Genomic DNA, 22,073 nt, shown 5'->3' with positions numbered 1-22,073 from the left:
TTATTTTGAAGGGTAAAAACAACCACCTTTTACGGTGGGGGTTCCTACGGCAAGTTGTAGCTGCTCTTATTTTGAAGGGTAAAAACAACCGACCACACAAATTGAAAGAAGGATATAACGTTGTAGCTGCTCTTATTTTGAAGGGTAAAAACAACATTGATGGAACTCAACCGCCCGGTGGCGGTGTTGTAGCTGCTCTTATTTTGAAGGGTAAAAACAACAACTTAAATTTTGAAATTACCATTTTAATTCTTTACTTTGTAATTCAAAGTACTTTTAAAATGAAGACAACTGAAAATTACCTGGCAGAAATCAAGGAAATCCGGAAGATGATGGAGGAGTCGAGCCGGTTCCTTTCATTAAGTGGCTTATCGGGAGTGCTTGTTGGCATTTATGCGCTCTTGGGCGCTTTAATGGCAGAGAGCATCATTTACACCAACAAATTATTTGGATGGTTGCTCAACGGCAACATCCTGATCGACCTGCTTATTCTCGCCGCAATTATTTTGGTTTTCTCAATACTGACTGTAATTCTGCTTACCTGGCGCAAAGCCCGGAAAGGAGGCAAAAAAATATGGAACCCGGGCTCCAGGTTAATGCTGATAAACTTAGCCATCCCTTTAATTTCTGGCGGAATTCTTATTTTAATTTTCCTGTTCAATGGCATTTATGAAATTGCAGCACCCGGCTGTCTTATTTTTTACGGGTTGGCTTTGGTTAACGCCGCCAAATTTACGCGGCAGGAAATTTTTTACATGGGATTGATTCAAATTTTCCTTGGAATTCTGGCCGCTGTTCTGCCTTCGCTGGGATTGCTGTTTTGGGCACTGGGTTTTGGTGCAATCCATATAATTTACGGGGCGTTGATGTATTTCAGGTACGAACGCACGACAAACAAATAAGGTTGTGAAAAACAGTTTTCAAAATTTAAATAAAGCATTCGACAACAAAACCCGGCTCGGGATCATGTCAATTCTTTCGGTGAATTCGCGGGTGTCGTTTAATTATTTAAAGGAAGCGCTCGAAGTTACCGACGGCAACCTGGCCAGCCACCTGAAAGCACTCGAAAAAGAGGGTTACATTGCTGTGATTAAGACGTTTAAAAACCGAAAGCCAAACACCACTTACGAAATTACGCCACCCGGCAGCACCGCGTTCGACAGCCACATCAAGGCACTGGAAGATATTTTAAAACAACTGTAATATTTTTTTTCATTATTTACTTTGAAATTCAAAGCTCTTTGCAAAATTAAAATTCAATAATATGGAAACAAAAGAATTTTTTCAGGAAAAACAAAAATCAATCAACTGGCAGATTACACTCAAAGTGTTTATCATCGGAATTATAACACTGGCGTTGCTCGTACCAAAATTTATGATCCTGGACCTCATCGGGCAACGGCAGCATACTGCTGAAACCAGCTCGAAAGAGGTGATGCAAACATGGTCGCTCGCCCAAACCGTGCGTGGGCCGGTGCTTGCAATTCCTTACATCGAGCGCAATTTTGAAAACGATGGAAATACCACAACTGAAATTATTCACGAATGCTACATTTTGCCTAAAACGCTGAATATTAACGGGGAAATATTTCCCGAAAAACGTAAACGAAGTATTTACGAAACCGTGGTTTACGAATCGGAATTAAATGTTTCGGGCCATTTTGAAGGGTCGGAAATTCAGAAGTTAAAAATCCCGCCCGGAGATATTTTGTGGAAACAAGCAAAAATACAGGTTGCCATCAGCGACTTGCGCGGCATCAGCGACCGTATTTCAATTTCCTGGAACGACTCCGTTTTCGAATTTACTCCCGGAATGGAAAATCAACTGCTGGGGCAAAGCGGAATTTCCTTGCCGCTCCCCCACCTCACTGCTGAAAATTTTCCGGCCGATTTTCAGTTTTCGCTTCACCTGAAAGGTTCTGAGTCACTGAAATTTGCACCGCTTGGCGAAACCACCGAAGTGGCGTTGCAATCGGATTGGAACGACCCGGGATTTGATGGTAACTTTTTGCCAACCGACCACACCATCGGTAAAGAAGGTTTTTCGGCACGATGGAAAGTCCTGAACTTCAACCGCAACTTTCCACAACAATGGAAAAACGACGAATACCGGGTTACTGAAGCCGATTTTGGGGTTAAACTGGTTACCGTTGCCGACCATTACCAAAAGAGTTCGCGTGCCGCTAAATATGCCATTCTGGTAATTTTATTTGTTTTTCTTTCTTTCTTTTTAAATGAAATAATCAGCAAACAAAAAGTGCACCCGTTCCAGTACATTCTTATCGGATTTGCCGTACTGATTTTTTACCTGCTGCTTTTATCCATATCCGAACAGGTTGGATTTAACCTGGCTTATTTTATTTCGGCCCTGGCGGTAATTACATTGGTATTTGCCTACTCGCGAACGTTTTTAAAAAGATGGATCCATTCGGTTATACAAACCCTCATTTTAACTTTTTCTTTCGGATTTATTTTTGTTTTGATGCAACTGGAAACCTACGCGCTTTTGGTTGGCAGTATCGGATTGTTTGTGGTGCTTGGCCTCACCATGTTTTTTACCCGAAAAATAAACTGGTACGGTGAGTGAAAAATTTAACCCCCAGCTTAAGCTGGGGGCTATAAAACCCGCGTCATATAGAGGCTTTAGCCATTAATCTTTTTATTCGCCGGGAAAAATTGATTGAAATTCAATTCAAAAAGGTTACAAATTCAATAACTAATATTCCGTAGTAAAATTCTCCGGGAATTTTCCCTGGATGCCTTTTTCGCGGTAAAAATCTTTCATTCGCCGGATGTCGGCCTGGGCATCGTCGGTGAGTTCAAATTTTTCCCAGATGGAAATTACTTTGCGGCCCCAGTCGAAACTGCCCAGGTAAACCGGCACATCGGCCATTTTCGCGATGGTATGAAAACCGGCTTTCCAGCGTTTTATCGGTTTACGGGTTCCTTCAGGAGTCATGGCCAGGTGCAGATGCTCCCTCGTTTTAAAATGATGAACCGTTTGCCGAATAACATTTGCTCCTTTGGACCGATCGATAGGCACACCTCCCATTTTCCGGACAAAAAAACCGACAGGCCAGAAAAAGAATTCTTTTTTAACCAGCACGCTGGCTTTACCTCCCAGCGAAGTATAAAAAAGGTAAGATATTACGAAATCCCACGCACTGGTGTGAGGCACCCCAATGATGATGCATTTTGGTTCGGGCACTACAAAACCATTCACTTTCCATCCCAGCAACCGCAGTAAAAAAGCACTTATTTTTTGCATTTATCGTACTGTTTTTAGTTTAAAATTCCGGCCAAAGGAAAACCGTTCCAAATATTCAGTAGCAATCTTTTTTGCTGCCTTCAAATCACCATCCCCAAAATCGATGATCACCATTAAAAAGCGTTTCGTATTTTGAGTTACAGCAGTTCGCTCCGAATCACTGGTCGGTGTTCCAAAGGCACCTTTTTTATCTCTGAATGTGGGCAGGAACTCAATATTGAGCCGGCCGCGCCCTATTCCTTCGTAGGGTTCGGAAGCAGCTCCGATGCCCATAACAACTTTCCCTTCAATTTTATCGCAATCGTACCCGCCAATGGAAAAACCGGTGGTAATTGACACCAGGTTCAACACATCAACCACATTATTCACCTGGTAAAGTCCCTTGTTTTTAACCACCCTTCGCAGAAGCGATTCAGCCGAAAGACGATAGCGTGCCGGATCCTTTCCGCAGGCTTTGTAGGCTGTACGCGATGCTGCAATAGCAGGTAATTTACTGATTTGACTGATTTTTAAAGCAGCAGATAATTCTTCAGTTTTATTTTTAATTTCATCCCAAAGCATATCATTGGTTTCCATCACATAAACATCACATTCTATGCAGGAAAGTTTAATACCCGGAACTTTTTCCTTTAATTCTTCAGAAATCGAAATAGTAGTCATTCAACTTGAAATTTTAATCCTTTTTTAAATAAATTCAAATCTACATAAAATGAACCGAAAAGGCATAAAAAAAGGGTCCTGCAAAACAAGACCCTTTCATTCTATACTATTTATCGTTAGATTACTTCCACATCAAAAGCTACGGGACCCCGGTCGCTTTCTTTAACTTCAAACTTCACGGCCTGATCTGTTTCAAGCCCAAACTGTGCATCTTTAATACCTGAACGATGCACAAATACATCTTTATCGTCGTCAGTATGGATAAAACCATAACCTTTGACGGCATCGTACCATTTTACTTTACCTTCCATAAGACCTCCGTTAATAACGACCTCCGCGGTTAAATCCACCGCCGCCTCTGCGGTTGCCTCCACCTCTGGAGTCATTTGACCTTGGGCGTGATTCGTTAACTTTAATGTTACGTCCGCTTAAGTCGGCGTTGTTAAGTTCTTCGATGGCTTTTTTGGCTTCATCGTCTTCATCCATTTCAACAAAACCAAAACCTTTACTGCGACCGGTCAGTTTATCATTAATGATTTTAACCGAGGCCACTTCGCCATACTCTTCAAAAATTTCTCTTAAATCTTCCTCAACTACACTATACGGAAGATTTCCAACATAAATGTTCATTTGTTACTATATTAAAATTAATAAAACAGGCCCTGCCTACAAAGACGATGTGCCCAAATGTTGTTCAGACGCGACTTTACAAGAATACCGAATTACAAGAATCTCAGAAACTGAAGTGAATCGTGGTGAAAAACGTGAAAGGATAACAATGCCCGGTAGCAGAATACCTTAAAAAATTTCCATTAAAAAAAGACCAATTTGCTCATTCCCAGACAATCGAAATATAAAAAAGTTCAAAATTATCTTTAGAATCACATCGCAAAGTTAAACTAAAATTGGAATTTACAAACAAATATCGATCGATTTTCAAAAAACCTGTTTTATTTCACTAACTCGGTGATAACCACGCTGGCTGCGAAGCATCCGAAAACCGGTGGCATGTATGAAATAGTCCCCACTGTTGATTTTTTATTTTGCCCTTCTTCAATCCGTACAGCGTGAGTTTCTACTTCTTCCGGAGAAAACACAACCTGGATTCCTTTTTTTATGCCAAGTTTTGAGAGCTTTTTGCGCAGCATTTTCGCCAGTTTACAATTGTACGATTGAGAAACGTCAGCAACCTGAACAAGCGATGGATTGATTTTTCCGCCCGCGCCCATGGAACTCACAATTTTTAATCCCAGGGTTAAACTGTGATGAATTAAAAAAACTTTGGGCGCAAGCGTATCTATGGCATCAACCACATAATCGAACGGCTCCCTTTTGAGCAGTTGAAGGGCTTTTTCGTCGCGGATAAATTCATTAACAAGGTTCAGTTTCAGTTCAGGATTTATATCGAGAAGCCGGTTGCCAAGTATTTTAGTTTTTGATTGCCCTGTTGTGCTTACAAGTGCCGCGAGCTGCCTGTTCCTGTTCGAAACTTCAATCACGTCGCTGTCGGCAATTGTTATTTTGCCCACACCGGCACGGCAAATCATTTCGGCGGCGTAAGCTCCTACCCCACCCAAGCCAACAATAAGTACATTGGCTTTTTTAAGCTTTTCGAGTTTTTCAGGACCAAGAAGCAATTCGGTACGTTCGAGCCACGACATTAATTACTTTGTTTTAAAAATTAAAATTTTACACCTTGAAGCTGACATTTTCAATCCGGTTAAAATTTTCCCAGGCAGCTTCTTTTAAATCGGCTGACGGTATATTCCTTAATTGCGCCCCCTTTCTGAAAATCTCGTCAATATCTCCTTCAAATTCATCGGTTTCGAGGAAAATTTTTTCAACGGGTAAAAACCGAAATGAATCGAGCGCTTTGGCCTTGTCGTTAAAAAGAATTTTCCCGAAAGAAAAAAACATATTCCGTTTAACAAGTTGCTCGGTCATTTCCTGGTTGGCACTGTATCCGTGAAAAATCCACGAAACCGAAGGATGTTCACTTTTGTAGATTTCGATAATTTCGTTATAAGCTTTTACACAGTGAATTATCAACGGTTTTTGGTATTCTTCGGCCATAAAAACCTGTGCCATAAAAACCCTCAGCTGCTCATTAAAATTGGTGTCAGTCCTTTTATCGAGGCCGCATTCCCCCACAAAAATCACGTGGTCGAGATCCAGTGCATCTTCCATCATCACGAGCCGTTCGTTGTTTTCGGTTTCTGATTTTATTTCCCAGGGATGCAGCCCGACTGAAAAGAAGTTCCGGCCATTGAAGGATGGAATATTCCCGCCCGGGAAAAGGTTTTGCACCGTAACCGTTTCATCATCCTGCCGGGAATGATGGGTATGGATATCGATATATGGAATGGGATTCACGGGTATTTTTTTTTAAACCATTTCAAGTATTTTCCCCACCACATTCTCAGCGCCGTCAGCAATCTGGTCGATGCTGGCATCGAGCATGTAGCATGGCGTGGTAACTACCTTGTATTTTTCGTCGGTAACAATTTGTCCGTGTGAAGTTTTTTCGTGCACACCGCCCATTTTTTCAATGGCCTGAAGCGTTCCTTCATCCTGCCCGATGGTTACTTTTACATCGCCCAGCACTTTTGTAATTATCACTGGCGAAATGCACAATGCACCAATAGGTTTTTCAGCAGTAACAGTTTCCCTCACTGCCTTTTCAACGTCGGGATTAACAGTGCAATCTGCCCCGTCGAAAGCAAATGTGCATAGGTTTTTGGCTGCTCCAAACCCACCCGGAAAAACGATAGCATCAAAATCTTCGGCTTTGTATTCTGAAAGCGGTTTGATATCGCCACGGGCAATACGGGCAGCCTCCACGAGTACGTTACGTTTCCCTGGCATTTCTTCACCGGTAAGGTGGTTCACCACATGCGCCTGATCCACATTAGGCGCAAAACACTGATATTTGGCTCCCTTGCGAGCGATTGCAAGTAATGTTAATGTAGCTTCGTGAATTTCTGATCCGTCATAAACGCCGTTTCCTGCTAAAACAACTGCTATTTTTTTCATGGTTCATTTCTTTTAAATATTCACTCAAAATTACAGTTTATAGCGGAAAATTTAAAATAAGCGAACGGGAATCGCACCACTACTTAATCTATTTCTTCCAAATTATAAGGAGTCTCCTGATAAACGTAGTAATTAAGCCAGTTTGAAAACAATAAATTAGCAGTTGACCCCCAACGCATTAAAGGCGTTTGTGCAGGGTTATCACCCGGATAATAATTAACAGGAGGATGAATCGGGAGTTTCTTTTTCAAGTCGCGCTTATACTCCTTATCGAGTGTAAAGCGCGAATATTCAGAGTGGCCGGTAATAAAAAGCTGCCGCCCCTTTTTGGCCTTAACAATGGCCACCCCGGCTTGTTCCGACTGTGCAATAATCTGCAGTTCATCAACTTTCTCAATGTCTTCGGCCCTGATTTCGGTATGGCGCGAATGGGGCATAAAAAACACATCGTCGAAACCACGTAAAATGGGCAATTGCGAATTGAAATGCGTGTGTTTAAAAACCCCGAACATTTTTTCAGGCAGTTGATATTTCGGAACGCCATAATAATGATACAAACCGGCCTGTGCCGCCCAGCAAATAAACAAAGTGGATGTAACATGGTGCTGCGCCCAGTCGAGAATCTGCTGCATTTCGCCCCAGTATTTCACTTCTTCAAACGGCAACAGTTCAACCGGTGCACCCGTAATAATCATTCCATCGTATTTCTCGTTGTTCAGCTCATCAAAATTCTGGTAAAATTGCTCCATGTGATCCGACGGGGTGTTTTTAGGTGTATGCCCTTTCATTTTCATGAAATCAATTTCAATTTGCAGCGGAGAATTGGAAAGCAGTCGCAGCAAATCGGTTTCTGTGGTAATTTTCAGGGGCATTAAATTCAGAATAATAATTTTCAGCGGACGAATATCCTGATGATGGGCGCGTGTTTCGTCCATTACAAAAATATTTTCCTCTTTCAGGATGTCAATAGCAGGCAGTTTGTCGGGAACGTTTACAGGCATTTTTATAAAAATAAGAGCCCCTCCTGACCTCCCCAAAGGAGAGGAAACAGGAAGGTCCATTAAACTTCAATTTTTCTATTAAAACAATTCATCAAATCAACTAACTCGTAACAAGATGCGGGGAATTCTATCCCAGGGATCCCGATTGCTTCGCATCGGGATCAGTTCGATTTAATGATTTCAGTTCTCCGCCCGTTGGCAGATTCTGAAATCATAATCTTACTGACTTAACCAATTTTATCCAGCGCTTGTTCAAAGTCGGCAATAATATCATCAATGTGCTCCAACCCTACACTTACCCTCAGTTGCGAGGGATAAACGCCTGCAGCAATTTGTGCTTCCTCGGGCAATTGCTGGTGGGTAGTTACTGCTGGCTGAATAATCAGGGTTTTGGCATCGCCCACATTGGCCAGGTGGCTTACCATTTCAAGGTTATTCACTACCTGGTTAGCCGCTTCTTTATCGCCTTTCACAACAAATGACAGTACACCGCCAGCACCTTTTGGAAGGTATTTTTTGGCGTTTTCATACGACGGGCTGCTTTCCAGGCCCGGGTAATTTACGCTTTCCACTTTTGGATGTTGTTCGAGCCCTTTGGCCAGCGCCAGCGTGTTTTCAACATGCCGGTCCATGCGCAGCGAGAGCGTTTCGAGCCCCTGCAGCAACAGGAAGGAGTTAAACGGGCTAATGGCCGGACCAAAATCGCGCAAACCTTCTACACGCGCTTTAATGATGAAACCGATGTTTCCAAACTGGCTGTCGAAGTTAAATACATCCCAGAATTTTAATCCATGGTAACTTTCGGAAGGTTCTGTAAGTCCGGGGAATTTTCCATTGCCCCAGTTATAGTTTCCGGCATCGACAATAACTCCTCCGATGCTGGTTCCATGGCCACCAATCCATTTGGTGGCCGATTCCACAACAATATTTGCCCCGTAATCGATTGGCCTGAAAAGATAGCCTCCGGCGGCAAATGTGTTGTCAACTACCAGGGGGATATCATATTTTTTGGCCAGTGCTCCAAAAGCCTCAAAATCGGGCACAACATAACCCGGGTTTCCAATTGTTTCAAAATAAATGGCTTTTGTATTTTCGTCAATCAGCTTTTCAAAATTCTCCACGTTCAGGTCATCGGCAAACCGGGCTTCAATACCCAGCCGTTTAAACGAAACTTTAAACTGATTGTACGAACCACCATACAAATAGGGCGATGTAACAAAATTATCGCCTGCATCCAAAAGGGTGTTGAATACGAGAAATTGTGCTGCATGCCCTGATGCAACTGCCAAACCTGCCACACCTCCTTCGAGAGCGGCCATCCGCTGTTCAAACACATCAGAAGTAGGGTTCATCATCCGGGTGTAAATATTCCCAAACTCCTTCAGCGCAAAAAGATTGGCCGCATGGTCGGCATCGTTGAATTCATAGGAAGTTGTCTGGTAAATCGGTACTGCTCTCGAATGGGTTGTCTGGTCAGGTTCATGACCTGCATGTAATTGCAGCGATTCAAATTTCAAATTTTTTGTTTTCATAATTACTTTATTTTTTGGGTTAGAAATAACTTATTCATTAAAAAATGCGTTATAAATTTCACTCACACTTTTCTGTTTATCCTCATCTTTTACCACCAGGTAGCTCACTAAATCAGATGCCCCGGAACCACTCAGCAAAACATTAATTTTTCCTTGCGAAACCGCATTGAAAATTCGGGCCGAAACGCCATAATTTTGTTGCATTCCGTGGCCCACAACACCAATCAGCGAAACATTTTTCACAACCGAAATTTCTTTTACGGAAGAAAAACCGGGTTGCTGCATTATTTTCAGCGCTTTATCGGCTGCATTTTTTTCCAGAATCAGGTTAATGGAAACCTGCGAAGTAATCACCGATTTTATATTAATTCCTGCATCGTTTAAGCCCGCGGTTACTTTTGCCAGGATACCAGGTTTTAAACCAACACCCGGTCCGTTTAACCTGAGGAGTGAAATATCGTCGGTACAGGCCACACTTTTCACTATCTGATCTTCAATATACGTTTCAGTATTTATTACTGTGTCAATTTTTCCGCTGGAAGTGCTGCTGTTCAGTACTTCAATCGGAATATGATCATGCTCAAGGGGATCGACAGTGCGCGGGTGAAACGAATAATGATCGAAATAGGCCAGTTCACTGGCTTCAGCATAGGTCAACCGCTCGATGCGTGGCGAGGCGGGAAAAATGGAAGGATCGGCCCGCTGAAAATCGAAGTCGAGCCCCCATAACTGTAGTTTTGGAATTTTTAATGCGTAGGTAAGAAAAGCGGCAGTATAATCTGCTGCTGTTTTTCCGGCACGCGCAATTTTACCTTGCCGTGTAATCCCATAGGAACCGGGAATGAGATAAACACCGCCGGATAATGATTGCAGTTTCGAAGAATTTACCGAAAGATAGGTGGCATTCCCAAAATCGGGTGTAACAAAAAACTCGCATTCTTCGGGCCAGATTATTGTTACTGTAACCCCAATTTTTTTGAATTGCGTTTTTATGATCTCAACGGTTAATTTTTCACTGAAACTTTTAACCTGATCGCTTAATGCCTCGGAGTAATCACCAATTAAACCAATCCCTTTCAGAATATTACTGTATTGCTCCACAAGTTTTTGGTAGCCTTGCGTTGGTGATTCACCGGTAATCTTAATAAAAATCTGTCCGAATTGCCGGGTAACCTTACCGGCATCTGATTTATATACCTGACGCATATTATTTTCAACTCTTTGGAGTAACTCAGGAACTGCAGACGAAACAATGAAATTCCGGTTTTGAAACTGGCCTAAATATTCAATTAAGTTTTTTATTGATGAGGTGCTGGCTGCATTGCTTCCTCCAAACCGAATAACTTTGTCCGACATAATATTGAAATGTAAAAGTAAAACTTTGAGTTTATTAACGCTGAATCGAATACGCCTCCAATCAATGAATTATCACTGAATGAAGGCTAGCGCATAGACATGAAAACCGACGGCAAAATGAACCTGCTGGCATTGATTTGTGCCATTGCTTTAGAAGCTATATTTTGAAAAACTAAATTCATTTTTACCGATTTTGTCTGCCACAAATATAAATTGAATTTTTAAACATCCAAACTTATTTGGAATGAGTTTAGATAAAAATAACATTGTTGCACATTCCTTTTAAAAATCGACTGAAAATGATGAACAAAATTCGATTTGAAAGGTTAAAAAATCAGATTTTGCAAATGAAATAAAAACAATCACTTTAGTTTTATTTAAACTCAATTAACTTTGCATTTCATAATTACACATAATTTATTACCATGAGTTATAATTTACTTCAAGGGAAAAGAGGGATAATTTTTGGAGCACTGAATCCCGACTCCATTGCATGGAAAGTAGCCGAAAGAGCCCACGAAGAAGGAGCAACGCTCACGCTGTCGAACACCGAAGTTGCAATGCGCATGGGCGAAACGCAAAAACTGGCCAAAAAGTTAAATACTGAGGCTATCCCTGCTGATGCCACAAATGTAGATGATCTGAATCAGCTTTTTACCCAATCAATGGATATTTTAGGAGGGAAAATTGATTTTATCCTCCACTCCATCGGAATGTCGCCAAACGTGCGGAAAGAAAGGCACTACAGCAACCTGGACTACAACTACCTTGACAAAACGCTTGATGTTTCAGCCATCTCGTTTCACAAAGTATTACAAACTGCCCGCAAGCTGGATGCAATAAATGAATGGGGGTCGGTTGTTGCCCTGTCGTATGTTGCGGCACAACGTACTTTTTTCGGGTATAACGATATGGCTGATGCCAAAGCACTGCTCGAATCAATTGCACGCAGTTTCGGATACATTTATGGCCGCGAGCGGAATGTACGCATTAATACTATTTCTCAGTCGCCAACAAAAACAACAGCCGGAAGCGGTGTAAAAGGTTTCGACCGGTTGCTCGATTTTGCCGAGCGCATGTCGCCGCTTGGCAATGCAACAGCCGACGATTGTGCCGACTATTGCATCACGCTGTTTTCTGATTTAACCAAACGAGTGACTATGCAAAACCTGTTTAACGATGGTGGATTCTCCAGCATGGGAATGAGCCTGAGAGCACTTCAACAATATGAAAAAGGATTGCATGAAGAGTGCGAATGTGGCCCTGCTGCCGATGAGCATTTATACGACTAATTTGAAAATCAAAATCTTTTACCTATTTTTGCCGCCGGTAATTTTAAGCCGTTGTTATTGAAAGCGATGCTGCGGTTTAAACATGGTATAACTTAAAGATTTAAAAAATGTATTTAACACAGGACAAGAAAAAAGAAATTTTTGCCAACTATGGCAAAGACGAAACTGACACAGGAAGCGCCGAAGGACAGATTGCATTGTTCACACACCGCATCAATCATCTTACCGGCCACCTGAAAACCAACAAGAAAGACATCAGCACACGCCGTGCACTTATTAAACTCGTTGGAAAAAGACGCCGTTTGCTCGATTATTTAAAAAGCAAAGACATTGAACGGTACCGCGCAATCATTGAAAAACTGAAACTGCGTAAATAAAAAATTAAAAAGAAAGGCAATACTCCGCATTGCCTTTCTTTTTTGTATATTGCAAAACCTCACCACCCATTGTAATTTATTTAATTATTTGATTTTATTTTTTAGACGTTATGGTAAATGCAACATTAAAAACAATCGAACTGGCAGACGGCAGGTCGATTACCATAGAAACCGGCAAACTGGCCAAACAGGCCGATGGATCGGTAGTAGTGAGAATGGGTGAAACCATGGTTCTGGCAACAGTTGTTTCAGCAAAAGAAGCAAAAGAAGATGTAGATTTCATGCCCTTAACAGTTGATTATCGTGAAAAATTTTCAGCTGCCGGGCGATTCCCGGGAGGGTTCCTGAAACGCGAAGGGCGCCCCTCCGACGAAGAAATCCTGGCAGCACGGTTGGTTGACAGGGCATTACGCCCGCTTTTCCCCGACGATTACCATGCCGAAACCGCTGTAATGATTTCGTTGATTTCGGCCAACAAGGAAGATTTGCCCGATGCGTTGGTAGGCCTTGCAGCGTCGGCAGCAATTGCTGTTTCCGATGTGCCTTTTGAAACCACTATTTCGGAAGTGAGAGTCGGTCATGTAAACGGCGAATTCGTTATTAATCCTACTCACTCTCAGCTGGAAAAATCCGATATCGACATCATGGTAGGAGCTTCCTACGACAACATCATGATGGTAGAAGGTGAAATGGACGAAATTTCGGAAGAAGAAATGCTCGAAGCCATTAAATTCGCGCACGAAGAAATTAAAAAGCACTGTAAAGTCCAGGAAGAACTGGCAGCAGAACTGGGTGTAGTGAAACGTGAATATAATCACGAAAACAATGACGAAGAGCTTCGTGAAAAGGTTAAAGCTGACCTTTACGATAAATGTTATGACCTGGCCAAACAAATTATCACAAACAAACAAGAACGGATGACCGGTTTCGAAGCCATTCGCGATGAATACATTGAAGCCTACCTGGAAGCCAACGCCGAAAATGAAGAGATTGACCTTGAACTTCATGAAAAACTGATAAAACGGTATTATCATGATGTGGAAAAAGAAGCGATGCGCCGTATGGTTCTTGACGAAAGCATTCGCCTCGATGGCAGGGCCACAAACGAGATCAGGCCTATTTGGGGCGAAGTGGACTACCTGCCCGGCGCACATGGCTCGGCACTGTTTACCCGTGGAGAAACGCAGTCGCTCACATCAGTTACCCTGGGCACAAAAATGGATGAAAAAATCATTGATAACGTAACCGTTCAGGGAAAAGAACAATTCCTGCTTCACTATAACTTCCCACCGTTTTGTGTAGGTGAACCACGTACACCACGTGGCGTTAGCCGCCGCGAAGTAGGACACGGGAACCTGGCACACCGGGCACTCAAAAAAATGATCCCCGAAGATTTTCCATATATCGTACGCATTGTTTCCGACATCCTCGAATCAAACGGTTCCTCATCGATGGCAACAGTTTGCGCCGGCACAATGGGAATGATGGATTCCGGGATGAAAATGAAAAAACCGGTTTCGGGTATTGCCATGGGGCTCATTACCGATAAAAATTCTGACAAATATGCTATTTTGTCTGATATCCTTGGCGATGAAGACCACCTGGGCGATATGGACTTTAAAGTGGCCGGCAGCGCTAACGGAATCACAGCCACACAGATGGACATAAAAGTGGACGGCTTATCATACGAAGTTCTTAAACAAGCACTTCAGCAGGCCAAAGAAGGCCGTTTGCACATTCTGAACAAAATGTTGGAGGTAATTCCGGAACCACGTGCCGAATTTAAACCAAATGTTCCGCGAATTGAAGTAATCGAAGTACCGAAAGATATGATTGGCGCAATAATTGGCCCCGGCGGAAAAATTATCCAGGCCATCCAGGAAGAAACAGGTTCGGTGATTGTTATTGAGGAAGTTGATGACAAAGGACTGGTAGAAATCTCGGGTGCCGGTGCAGATGTAATTGAAGCGGCAAAAACCCGCATAAAATCAATTATTGCTTTACCCGAAGTGGGTGAAATTTACAAAGGTACCGTGAAATCAGTTGTTTCATTCGGAGCTTTTGTTGAAATACTCCCCGGCAAAGACGGATTGCTGCACGTTTCAGAAATGGAATGGAAACGGGTTGAAAAACCGGAAGATGTAGTGAAAGAAGGCGACGAACTGGAGGTGAAACTCATTGGAATCGACGACAGGACCGGGAAACTTAAACTTTCGCGTAAAGTTTTATTACCCAAACCAGAAGGATATGTTGAACGGCCCCCGAGAGGTGATCGCCCGCAGCGGAGAGACGATAACAGAAGGGATGATCGGCGAGACAACCGAAGAAATGACAGGAGGGACGATCGGCGAGACAACCGAAAACCTCGAAGAGATAATTAATTTCGTAATTCAAAAGCCGTTCAAAAAATAATGAACGGCTTTTTTTGTCTTATTAAACTTCAACCAAAGCATAAAATAACAGCCGGTCTGAAGAATTAAACTTTATTATTAATTTTGATTCCGAATAATACAGATTGAAATGGAAGAATGGTCAAAACATACTATTTCGGAGCTTAACGAGAAAACCAAAAACATAAAAAAGCGTGACCTCCGTTTTTTCAGGGTAGATGAATTCAAGCGCAACATAGAACGTTTGGGTGAATTTTCGGGCACCTGTCCATACTGCAAAAAAGAAAAGATTAACATTGCAGCAATAGTGGACAAAATGGATGAAGCCATAGAAACTCCCGGAAAATCGCGGCGTGAATACGACCGTGCCATTAGCCGCCTGTCGGAACATATGCAAAAGAATCACGGATTTTACACCCCCTATTATTATACTTATCTTTTCTCATTTTTCGGGATGGTAGCCGGATTGCTTTTGGGTTACCTGCTTATGAAGCTTTTCCCGGCTTATAACTGGGCCATGCTCTCGGCAGGTTTTGTTGCTGGTCTCATAACCGGTTATTTTTGGGGAGGAAGCAAAGACAGTAAAATTCGATCTTCTAAAAAATTAATGTGAAATATATCACCGGGTAATCATTTTAAAACCAAAACAATTTAGTTTTCAACCGTTTTTGCAGGAATTTATGCAGTTTTTAGTTATTGAAGGAAATATAGGGGCAGGAAAAACAACCCTGGCCAACAAACTGGCCAACGAGTACAATGCCAAACTCATTGTTGAACAATTTGCTGATAATCCCTTCCTTCCAAAATTTTACAAAAATCAGGACCGGTACTCGTTTCCTCTCGAGCTCTCATTTCTTGCCGACAGGTACAACCAAATTAAAAATGAAGTTCTTAACCTCGATCTTTTCCATTCCTTCCTGATTGCCGATTACTATTTTGCCAAGTCGGCCATTTTTGCCCAAAACACATTAAAGGAAGACGAATACCGTCTTTTCAGGCAAATTTTCGATATTATTTTTGAGTCGATGCCCAAACCCGATTTGTATGTTTACCTTCATGCCGACACCGAAAAACTGCTCAGAAACATAAAAAAAAGAGGCCGCGATTACGAACAGGATATAACGCCTGAATACCTCGAAAAAATTAAAAACGGGTACTTTCATTTTTTTAAGCAAATTACTTCTTTCCCAGTGCTGATAATCGATGTAGTTAATATCGACTTTGTTAACAATAACAAACATTATCAGCTTTTAAAAGAGGCACTTTTTAAAACTGAGTATAAATTAGGAATAAATCGCATGCTGCTGCAATAAAAAATTGTCCAGCAACTTTTAAATAAAAAAAAGCTTTCTATTTTTGTGTTCGGATGTAAGAATCTATAAATTATTTTAAATACTGTTAATTATGAAAAATTTCAATCTAAAACCTTTTGCAGTTTTTGCACTGGCCGCTGCAATTTTATCCGGTTGTGCAGGGCTAAATAAAATGAAAAAGAATGCCGACCAGATTCAATTCAATGTTACCCCTGAAGTTCTTGAGACACACGCTGGCGAGGTAGATGTTGCTATAAATGGCAAATTCCCTGCAAAATATTTCAACAAAAAAGCCACGTTAGTCGCCACCCCGGTACTGAGGCACCAGGAAGGTGAAACTGCCCTGGAATCGGTTACCATGCAAGGCGAAAAAGTTCAGGCAAATAACAAGGTTATCAGCTACAACGCAGGTGGTTCATTCAGCTATAACGATGCTGCCGACTTTGTTGAAGCCATGAGAAAATCTGAACTATATGTGAACATTACGGCTTCAAAAGGTGCAAAAAGTGTAGATTTTGATCCCATAAAAATTGCTGACGGTGTGATTGCAACCAGCACAATGGTGGCCAATTTTCCAAAACCCATTTTGGGTGTACGCCGCGAAGCTAACAACTCCGGGAAATATGACCCGAATATAGACCCGTTCCAAAGGGTAGTTCCTGATGAGATGCTGGCCGACATTCATTATATGATTAACCGTGCCAACCTCCGTGGTGAAGAAATTACTGCCGAAGATGTGGAAGAATTTTTAAGGTACACCGAAAAAGCTAACCAGGAAGAACGTATCGACCTGAAAGACGTAGAAGTTTCGGCTTATGCATCACCCGACGGGGAAATCGATTTCAACACCGACCTGGCAGCCGACCGTAAAAACACCTCTTCTGATTTTGTAGCCGAAAAACTGAAAGAAGCCGGTGTGGACATCAACCTGAAAACAAGATACACCCCGGAAGACTGGGAAGGTTTTAAAGAAAAACTCGAAGAATCAAATATACAGGACAAGGAACTTATTTTAAGGGTGCTTTCAATGTACACCGACCCTGAAGTTCGCGAACGCGAAATCAGAAACCTGTCAGAGACATTTACAATTTTGGCAGAAGAAGTTCTTCCTGAACTGCGCCGTGCTAAATTACTGACAAGTGTTGAACTGATTGGAAAAACCGATGAAGAACTGCGCTCACTGGCAAAATCGGATCCTGCATCACTTAACCCGGCTGAGCTGCTTTACGCTGCTACTTTATACGAAGGCCTGGATGACCAACTGGAAATTTACAATTCATTCCAGCGGGTTTATCCCGACGACTGGCGCGGACCAAACAATGCCGGTTATGTTCTTGTAAAACAAATGAATTACGAAGATGCCAAACCATTGTTTGAAAAAGCTGAAAGACTGAAAAACGACGAACCGGTTATTAAAAACAACCTGGGTGCAGTTGCCCTTTACGAAGGAAATGTCGATCAGGCTGAAACGCTGTTTGGCGCTGCTGCCGGTGCAGGCGACGAAGTAAACTACAACCTTGGAATTGTTAGCATTAAAAAAGCCAACTACGACCAGGCCGTAAGGTATTTCGGAAGCTACCAGGATGTTAACTCTGCTCTGGCCAAAATACTATCCGGAAATAACAACGGTGCATTGAGAGATTTGGAAGCATTCGAGCGTGAAAACTGTTTCATGAAAGAATACCTGAAAGCTGTAATCGGTGCACGCACAGCAAGAGAAAACCTTTTGTTCAACAGCCTCGAAGAAGCAGTGAGCATCAATCCTGAAATGAAAGCAAAAGCAAAAACCGACCTGGAATTTGCCAATTATTTTAATGATGCCCGTTTCACCGAAATTGTAAACTAAGCGTAACTTTTCATAAATTTTTAAAGGGCAATTCGTCAACCAACGGGTTGTCCTTTTAAATTTTCCTCCATTTTATGACATTTACTATTTAAAAGTCTTTCAGAAAAATGTATTTTCCCAATTCAAACAAAATGAATTGCAAAATGGAATACATTAATAACTACATCGAAGAAAACAAAGATCGCTTCCTGGAAGAATTATTTGGCTTACTGCGCATCCCGTCAATCAGTTCGGTAAAAAGCCACAAGCCCGACATGTACAAGGCTGCTGAATATCTGAAAAATCTACTGCTCGAATCAGGAGCCGACAAAGCAACCATTTTTGAAACCGAAGGCAATCCCGTTACTTACGCCGAAAAAATAATTGATCCGAAACTGCCAACAGTGCTTGTTTACTCGCACATGGACGTGATGCCGGTTGATCCCATTGAAAAATGGAATACCGAACCTTTTGAACCCGTTGTAAAAAATGGCAAAATTTGGGGACGTGGTGCCGACGACGACAAAGGACAGGGAATGATGCACTTTAAAGCGTTTGAATTAATGGTGAAAACCAACACACTCCCCTGCAATGTGAAATTTATGGTTGAAGGTGAAGAAGAAGTGGGGTCGCCAAACCTGGGCAAATGGGCCAAAGAAAACAAAGAAATGCTCAATGCCGATGTTATCCTGGTTTCCGACACGGCCATGTTTGGAGCCGACAATCCTTCGATTACAGCCGGGTTGCGCGGGCTTGCCTACTGGCAGGTGGAAGTAACCGGCCCCAACCGCGACCTGCATTCCGGTTTGTTTGGCGGTGCGGTGGCCAACCCTATCAACGTGCTTTGCTCGATGATTGGCCAGATGACCGATGAAAAAGGGAAAGTGACCATCCCCGGATTTTACGATGATGTACTGGAAGTGTCGGCTGAAGAACGAGAACTACTCGCCCGGGTGCCATTTAACGAAGAAGAATACAAAAAGGCCATCGACGTGGAAGAGCTTGCCGGCGAAAAAGGATTTACCACTACCGAACGCACCGGAATCAGGCCGTCGTTCGATGTTTGCGGAATTTGGGGCGGCTACACCGGCGAAGGAGCCAAAACGGTACTGCCTTCAAAAGCCTATGCAAAAATCTCTACCCGGCTGGTTCCCCACCAGGATCATAAAAAAATTGAAAAGCTGTTTAAAGACCACTTCGAAAGTATTGCGCCCAAATCAGTTAAAGTTGAAGTAAGCGTGCTTCACGGCGGACAGGGCTACGTGTGCCCCATCGATCTTCCGGCCTACCAGGCGGCAGAAAAAGCCTATCAGGATGTTTACGGCAAACGGCCCGTACCGGTGCGCTCAGGCGGAAGTATCCCCATTATTTCAACGTTCGAACAGGTGCTGGGACTGAAATCAGTATTGATGGGATTTGGACTGGAAGCTGATGCCATTCACTCTCCTAACGAAAATTTCCCGCTCGAACAGTTTTTTAAAGGATTGAAAACTATTCCGCTGTTCTATAAATACTATGCTGAAATAGCAAAAAAATAATCCAATATTAACTCATTCCTAACTTTTTAAAAGCCTGACAATTATCACGAATTTTGTGCATTTCGGTTGTTTCTTTTGCGGCCGTTTTTTACTCAAAATTTAAAAGCCATGTTTACCTGGATTTCAAATGCCAATAAAAAGCTGTACACAGCAATTCAAGATTATGTGATTATCACATTCGGATTGCTGTTTTTTACCATGGGATGGGTACTATTTCTCATACCGGCCGAAATTACTGGTGGTGGAATCAGTGGTGTGGCTGCTGTAGTTTTTTACGCAACCCAAATTCCGGTAGGCGTAACTTATCTCGCCATCAATATTGTGCTGGTACTGGTAGCCATAAAAATTATGGGGGCCAATTTTGGAGTAAAAACGATTTACAGCATTGCCGTTTTGACTTTCTTTTTATCCGCGTTTCAGAACATACTTACTGAACCGCTGGTTGACGACACTTTTCTTTCAGCTGTTTTGGGAGGTATGGCCTGCGGAATCGGACTCGGCGTTGTTTTCTCGCGTGGGGGAAGCACCGGGGGGACCGACATTTTTGCAATGATTGTAAACAAGTACCGCAACATTAGTCCGGGGCGTATTATTCTCGCCTGCGACGTGGTAATTGTGGCCTCTTCGTATTTTGTTTTCCAGTCGCCCGAAAAACTGGTTTACGGCTACGTTTCCATGTGGGTGGTCTCCTACTCGCTCGATTCATTTTTAAGTGGTGCTAACCGCTCAGCGCAAATGTTTATTTTCTCCAAAAAATACAAGGATATTTCAGATTACATTACACATGAAGTTACCCGTGGTGTCACTGTTTTAAATGGCACAGGCTGGTACACCCAGGAAGAGACGAAAATTATAATGTCTGTAGTCAGGAAAAAAGAAACCAGTTCAATTTTCAGAAAAATTAAAGAAATCGATCCTGATGCATTTATTTCGATGGGAAGTGTTATGGGCGTTTACGGTCAGGGATTCGACCGGCTGAAGTTATAGGGTGAACGCAATTTTTCTATTTTTGTCCTCAGTATTTTTTTCAGTTCAAAAAAAAATTTAAGCCAGATAACAAATACGGAGAAAATGAGTTTAAAAAAAACAGAAGAATAATTGAAATGATATGAGGCGAACTTCGGGGTTGATTTTTCAGATGGTAGTGGTATTACTTTTTACCGGTTTATTATTTTCCTGTCAGCAAAATAAAAAACAGCAGAAACAAAAAGAACAAACAGAAATACAAAATGATACGGTAATTGTTGCCGAACCTGTTTTAAAATATGGACTGCCGGCAGATTCTTTCATAATTAAAACCGGAAATGTAAAAAGAAATCAGCATTTGAGTACGATTTTAAACAATTTCGGTGTTAGCATGGCTACCATCGACCGGATAGCACGGCAGTCGAAACCGGTTTTCGATGTGCGCAAAATTCGCAGCGGAAACCATTACAGCATTTTTCAAACACCTGACTCACTGGGTAAAGCCCGGTTTTTTGTTTATGAAAATTCCCCTACTGACTATTACGTTTTCGAGCTGTTCGACTCGCTGCGCATTTATCACGGTCAGAAAGAAATTCAAACTCAACTGCGCACGGCACAGGGGGTAATTGAGTCATCGCTCTGGAATACCATGAAAGACAACAACCTCGACCCGATGCTGGCGTTAAGGCTGAATAATATCTACGCATGGACAATTGATTTTTTCGCCATTCAAAAAGGCGATCGTTTCCGGGTTATTTACCAAGAGCAATACGTTGATACCACCTATATCGGGATTGGTGAAATATTTGCTGCCCAGTTTGATCACTTCGGAGATGAACTTTACGCATTTCGGTTTTTTCAGGATGAGCGGTTCGACTATTTCGATGAAGAAGGACAAAGTTTGCGAAAAGCATTTTTGAAAGCACCACTCGATTTTTTCAGGATAAGTTCCCGGTTTTCAAACAGCCGTATGCACCCGGTTTTGCGCATCCGAAGGCCACACCACGGAGTGGATTATGCCGCCCCCAAAGGCACTCCTGTAAAAACTATCGGCGACGGTACCGTCATTGCCCGGGCCTTCCAGCGCAACGGAGGGGGCAATTATGTAAAAATTAAACACAACTCCATGTACACCACTACCTACATGCACCTTTCAGGGTTCGCCAAAGGAATTACAACCGGAGCAAGGGTGGAACAGGGGCAGGTTATCGGCTATGTTGGCGCAACCGGTTTAGCTACCGGTCCGCACCTTGATTTCAGAATCAGTAAAAACGGAAGGCTGGTCGATCCGCTGAAAGTGGAAGCCCCGCCGGTTGAACCGGTATCAGAAGAAAACTTACCGCGCTACAATCAATTGAAAGATTCCCTGATGAATGAACTGCAAAAAATTAACTGGGAGGCGAACCTGATTGCCTCCGAATAAATTGTCAACAAAACATGGCGCTTTTCCGTTAATTTTAAAACACTTTTTAAAGTTGCCGGAATTTTATCCGGTTTAAGCAAAAAAAATAAGTTTGAAAAA

General features: G+C 42.4%; 22 protein-coding genes and 1 CRISPR repeat array (1 of these 23 cut by a window edge). Of the genes, 12 read left to right on the top strand and 10 right to left on the bottom strand.

The window, feature by feature from the left end; translation table 11 throughout:
- A CRISPR array of direct repeats spans window positions 1–221; the repeat unit is 36 nt; unit sequence GTTGTAGCTGCTCTTATTTTGAAGGGTAAAAACAAC (it extends 79 nt beyond the left edge of the window).
- A 60-nt stretch (window positions 222–281) separates the two neighbouring features.
- From ACTCNA_RS00735 to creD, 3 genes are all read left to right on the top strand, one after another.
- Entirely contained in the window at window positions 282–902 is a 621-nt protein-coding gene (locus ACTCNA_RS00735; protein WP_462945976.1) for a hypothetical protein, read from the top strand.
- Between the two features lie 4 nt (window positions 903–906).
- On the top strand, window positions 907–1,203 hold the full coding sequence (locus ACTCNA_RS00730; protein ID WP_462945975.1) for a winged helix-turn-helix domain-containing protein: 297 nt from the start codon (window positions 907–909) through the stop codon (window positions 1,201–1,203).
- A 61-nt stretch (window positions 1,204–1,264) separates the two neighbouring features.
- Window positions 1,265–2,587, top strand: a complete 1,323-nt coding sequence (gene creD, locus ACTCNA_RS00725; protein ID WP_462945974.1) for a cell envelope integrity protein CreD — start codon at window positions 1,265–1,267, stop codon at window positions 2,585–2,587.
- A 129-nt stretch (window positions 2,588–2,716) separates the two neighbouring features.
- Here creD and ACTCNA_RS00720 read toward each other — a convergent pair whose 3' ends face one another.
- The 10 genes from ACTCNA_RS00720 to ACTCNA_RS00675 form a co-directional block, all read right to left on the bottom strand.
- Window positions 2,717–3,268, bottom strand: a complete 552-nt coding sequence (locus tag ACTCNA_RS00720; RefSeq protein ID WP_462945973.1) for a 1-acyl-sn-glycerol-3-phosphate acyltransferase — start codon at window positions 3,266–3,268, stop codon at window positions 2,717–2,719.
- Window positions 3,269–3,928 (bottom strand): B3/B4 domain-containing protein, encoded by a 660-nt coding sequence (locus ACTCNA_RS00715; protein WP_462945972.1) that lies wholly within the window; start codon window positions 3,926–3,928, stop codon window positions 3,269–3,271.
- A 116-nt stretch (window positions 3,929–4,044) separates the two neighbouring features.
- Window positions 4,045–4,239 (bottom strand): cold-shock protein, encoded by a 195-nt coding sequence (locus ACTCNA_RS00710; RefSeq protein ID WP_462945971.1) that lies wholly within the window; start codon window positions 4,237–4,239, stop codon window positions 4,045–4,047.
- 10 nt (window positions 4,240–4,249) lie between these two features.
- Window positions 4,250–4,558 carry an RNA recognition motif domain-containing protein gene (locus tag ACTCNA_RS00705; RefSeq protein WP_073173380.1) on the bottom strand — a complete coding sequence of 103 codons (309 nt, stop codon included), beginning with the start codon at window positions 4,556–4,558 and terminating at the stop codon, window positions 4,250–4,252.
- A 320-nt stretch (window positions 4,559–4,878) separates the two neighbouring features.
- Window positions 4,879–5,589 (bottom strand): tRNA threonylcarbamoyladenosine dehydratase, encoded by a 711-nt coding sequence (locus ACTCNA_RS00700; protein WP_462945970.1) that lies wholly within the window; start codon window positions 5,587–5,589, stop codon window positions 4,879–4,881.
- A gap of 28 nt (window positions 5,590–5,617) precedes the next feature.
- On the bottom strand, window positions 5,618–6,301 hold the full coding sequence (locus ACTCNA_RS00695) for a TatD family hydrolase (protein ID WP_462945969.1): 684 nt from the start codon (window positions 6,299–6,301) through the stop codon (window positions 5,618–5,620).
- 12 nt (window positions 6,302–6,313) lie between these two features.
- Window positions 6,314–6,961 carry an isoprenoid biosynthesis glyoxalase ElbB gene (gene elbB / locus ACTCNA_RS00690; protein ID WP_462945968.1) on the bottom strand — a complete coding sequence of 216 codons (648 nt, stop codon included), beginning with the start codon at window positions 6,959–6,961 and terminating at the stop codon, window positions 6,314–6,316.
- Between the two features lie 83 nt (window positions 6,962–7,044).
- Entirely contained in the window at window positions 7,045–7,962 is a 918-nt protein-coding gene (metA, locus tag ACTCNA_RS00685) for a homoserine O-acetyltransferase MetA (RefSeq protein WP_462945967.1), read from the bottom strand.
- Window positions 7,963–8,189: 227 nt separating this feature from the next.
- Complete coding sequence (locus ACTCNA_RS00680) at window positions 8,190–9,494, bottom strand: O-acetylhomoserine aminocarboxypropyltransferase/cysteine synthase family protein (RefSeq protein ID WP_462945966.1); 1,305 nt, start codon at window positions 9,492–9,494, stop codon at window positions 8,190–8,192.
- Window positions 9,495–9,524: 30 nt separating this feature from the next.
- Window positions 9,525–10,850: an ACT domain-containing protein gene (locus ACTCNA_RS00675; protein ID WP_462945965.1), complete on the bottom strand. Its 1,326-nt coding sequence runs from the start codon at window positions 10,848–10,850 to the stop codon at window positions 9,525–9,527.
- Between the two features lie 425 nt (window positions 10,851–11,275).
- On the opposite strand from ACTCNA_RS00675, the gene ACTCNA_RS00670 reads away from it, so the two are divergent.
- The 9 genes from ACTCNA_RS00670 to ACTCNA_RS00630 all read left to right on the top strand — a co-directional run bounded on the left by ACTCNA_RS00670 (window position 11,276) and on the right by ACTCNA_RS00630 (window position 21,974).
- Complete coding sequence (locus ACTCNA_RS00670) at window positions 11,276–12,142, top strand: enoyl-ACP reductase FabI (RefSeq protein ID WP_462945964.1); 867 nt, start codon at window positions 11,276–11,278, stop codon at window positions 12,140–12,142.
- A gap of 107 nt (window positions 12,143–12,249) precedes the next feature.
- Window positions 12,250–12,519 carry a 30S ribosomal protein S15 gene (gene rpsO / locus ACTCNA_RS00665; protein WP_462945963.1) on the top strand — a complete coding sequence of 90 codons (270 nt, stop codon included), beginning with the start codon at window positions 12,250–12,252 and terminating at the stop codon, window positions 12,517–12,519.
- Between the two features lie 110 nt (window positions 12,520–12,629).
- Complete coding sequence (gene pnp / locus ACTCNA_RS00660; protein ID WP_462945962.1) at window positions 12,630–14,900, top strand: polyribonucleotide nucleotidyltransferase; 2,271 nt, start codon at window positions 12,630–12,632, stop codon at window positions 14,898–14,900.
- A gap of 139 nt (window positions 14,901–15,039) precedes the next feature.
- The gene (locus ACTCNA_RS00655) at window positions 15,040–15,522 is read left to right on the top strand and encodes a hypothetical protein (protein ID WP_462945961.1); all 483 of its coding nucleotides are present in this window, start codon (window positions 15,040–15,042) and stop codon (window positions 15,520–15,522) included.
- Window positions 15,523–15,589: 67 nt separating this feature from the next.
- Window positions 15,590–16,222, top strand: coding sequence for a deoxynucleoside kinase (locus ACTCNA_RS00650; protein ID WP_462945960.1), 633 nt, complete (start codon window positions 15,590–15,592; stop codon window positions 16,220–16,222).
- A 91-nt stretch (window positions 16,223–16,313) separates the two neighbouring features.
- On the top strand, window positions 16,314–18,068 hold the full coding sequence (locus ACTCNA_RS00645) for a tetratricopeptide repeat protein (RefSeq protein WP_462945959.1): 1,755 nt from the start codon (window positions 16,314–16,316) through the stop codon (window positions 18,066–18,068).
- 143 nt (window positions 18,069–18,211) lie between these two features.
- Window positions 18,212–19,585, top strand: a complete 1,374-nt coding sequence (locus ACTCNA_RS00640) for a dipeptidase (protein ID WP_462945958.1) — start codon at window positions 18,212–18,214, stop codon at window positions 19,583–19,585.
- Between the two features lie 108 nt (window positions 19,586–19,693).
- The gene (locus ACTCNA_RS00635) at window positions 19,694–20,572 is read left to right on the top strand and encodes a YitT family protein (protein WP_462945957.1); all 879 of its coding nucleotides are present in this window, start codon (window positions 19,694–19,696) and stop codon (window positions 20,570–20,572) included.
- Between the two features lie 121 nt (window positions 20,573–20,693).
- Window positions 20,694–21,974 carry a M23 family metallopeptidase gene (locus ACTCNA_RS00630; RefSeq protein WP_462945956.1) on the top strand — a complete coding sequence of 427 codons (1,281 nt, stop codon included), beginning with the start codon at window positions 20,694–20,696 and terminating at the stop codon, window positions 21,972–21,974.
- The last annotated feature ends 99 nt before the right edge of the window (window positions 21,975–22,073 follow it).

The organism is Tangfeifania sp. (assembly GCF_055108615.1).
Note: the sequence above shows the minus strand (reverse complement) of the source record. Positions and strands in the feature narration are given on the sequence as shown.

Excerpts from the sequence above, each read along its gene's own strand:
- ACTCNA_RS00735 (WP_462945976.1), top strand. The coding sequence starts at position 282 with ATGAAGACAACTGAAAATTACCTGGCAGAAATCAAGGAAATCCGGAAG.
- creD (WP_462945974.1), top strand. The coding sequence starts at position 1,265 with ATGGAAACAAAAGAATTTTTTCAGGAAAAACAAAAATCAATCAACTGG.
- ACTCNA_RS00720 (WP_462945973.1), bottom strand. The coding sequence starts at position 3,268 with ATGCAAAAAATAAGTGCTTTTTTACTGCGGTTGCTGGGATGGAAAGTG.
- ACTCNA_RS00715 (WP_462945972.1), bottom strand. The coding sequence starts at position 3,928 with ATGACTACTATTTCGATTTCTGAAGAATTAAAGGAAAAAGTTCCGGGT.
- ACTCNA_RS00710 (WP_462945971.1), bottom strand. The coding sequence starts at position 4,239 with ATGGAAGGTAAAGTAAAATGGTACGATGCCGTCAAAGGTTATGGTTTT.
- ACTCNA_RS00705 (WP_073173380.1), bottom strand. The coding sequence starts at position 4,558 with ATGAACATTTATGTTGGAAATCTTCCGTATAGTGTAGTTGAGGAAGAT.
- ACTCNA_RS00700 (WP_462945970.1), bottom strand. The coding sequence starts at position 5,589 with ATGTCGTGGCTCGAACGTACCGAATTGCTTCTTGGTCCTGAAAAACTC.
- elbB (WP_462945968.1), bottom strand. The coding sequence starts at position 6,961 with ATGAAAAAAATAGCAGTTGTTTTAGCAGGAAACGGCGTTTATGACGGA.
- metA (WP_462945967.1), bottom strand. The coding sequence starts at position 7,962 with ATGCCTGTAAACGTTCCCGACAAACTGCCTGCTATTGACATCCTGAAA.
- ACTCNA_RS00680 (WP_462945966.1), bottom strand. The coding sequence starts at position 9,494 with ATGAAAACAAAAAATTTGAAATTTGAATCGCTGCAATTACATGCAGGT.
- ACTCNA_RS00675 (WP_462945965.1), bottom strand. The coding sequence starts at position 10,850 with ATGTCGGACAAAGTTATTCGGTTTGGAGGAAGCAATGCAGCCAGCACC.
- ACTCNA_RS00670 (WP_462945964.1), top strand. The coding sequence starts at position 11,276 with ATGAGTTATAATTTACTTCAAGGGAAAAGAGGGATAATTTTTGGAGCA.
- rpsO (WP_462945963.1), top strand. The coding sequence starts at position 12,250 with ATGTATTTAACACAGGACAAGAAAAAAGAAATTTTTGCCAACTATGGC.
- pnp (WP_462945962.1), top strand. The coding sequence starts at position 12,630 with ATGGTAAATGCAACATTAAAAACAATCGAACTGGCAGACGGCAGGTCG.
- ACTCNA_RS00655 (WP_462945961.1), top strand. The coding sequence starts at position 15,040 with ATGGAAGAATGGTCAAAACATACTATTTCGGAGCTTAACGAGAAAACC.
- ACTCNA_RS00650 (WP_462945960.1), top strand. The coding sequence starts at position 15,590 with ATGCAGTTTTTAGTTATTGAAGGAAATATAGGGGCAGGAAAAACAACC.
- ACTCNA_RS00645 (WP_462945959.1), top strand. The coding sequence starts at position 16,314 with ATGAAAAATTTCAATCTAAAACCTTTTGCAGTTTTTGCACTGGCCGCT.
- ACTCNA_RS00640 (WP_462945958.1), top strand. The coding sequence starts at position 18,212 with ATGGAATACATTAATAACTACATCGAAGAAAACAAAGATCGCTTCCTG.
- ACTCNA_RS00635 (WP_462945957.1), top strand. The coding sequence starts at position 19,694 with ATGTTTACCTGGATTTCAAATGCCAATAAAAAGCTGTACACAGCAATT.
- ACTCNA_RS00630 (WP_462945956.1), top strand. The coding sequence starts at position 20,694 with ATGAGGCGAACTTCGGGGTTGATTTTTCAGATGGTAGTGGTATTACTT.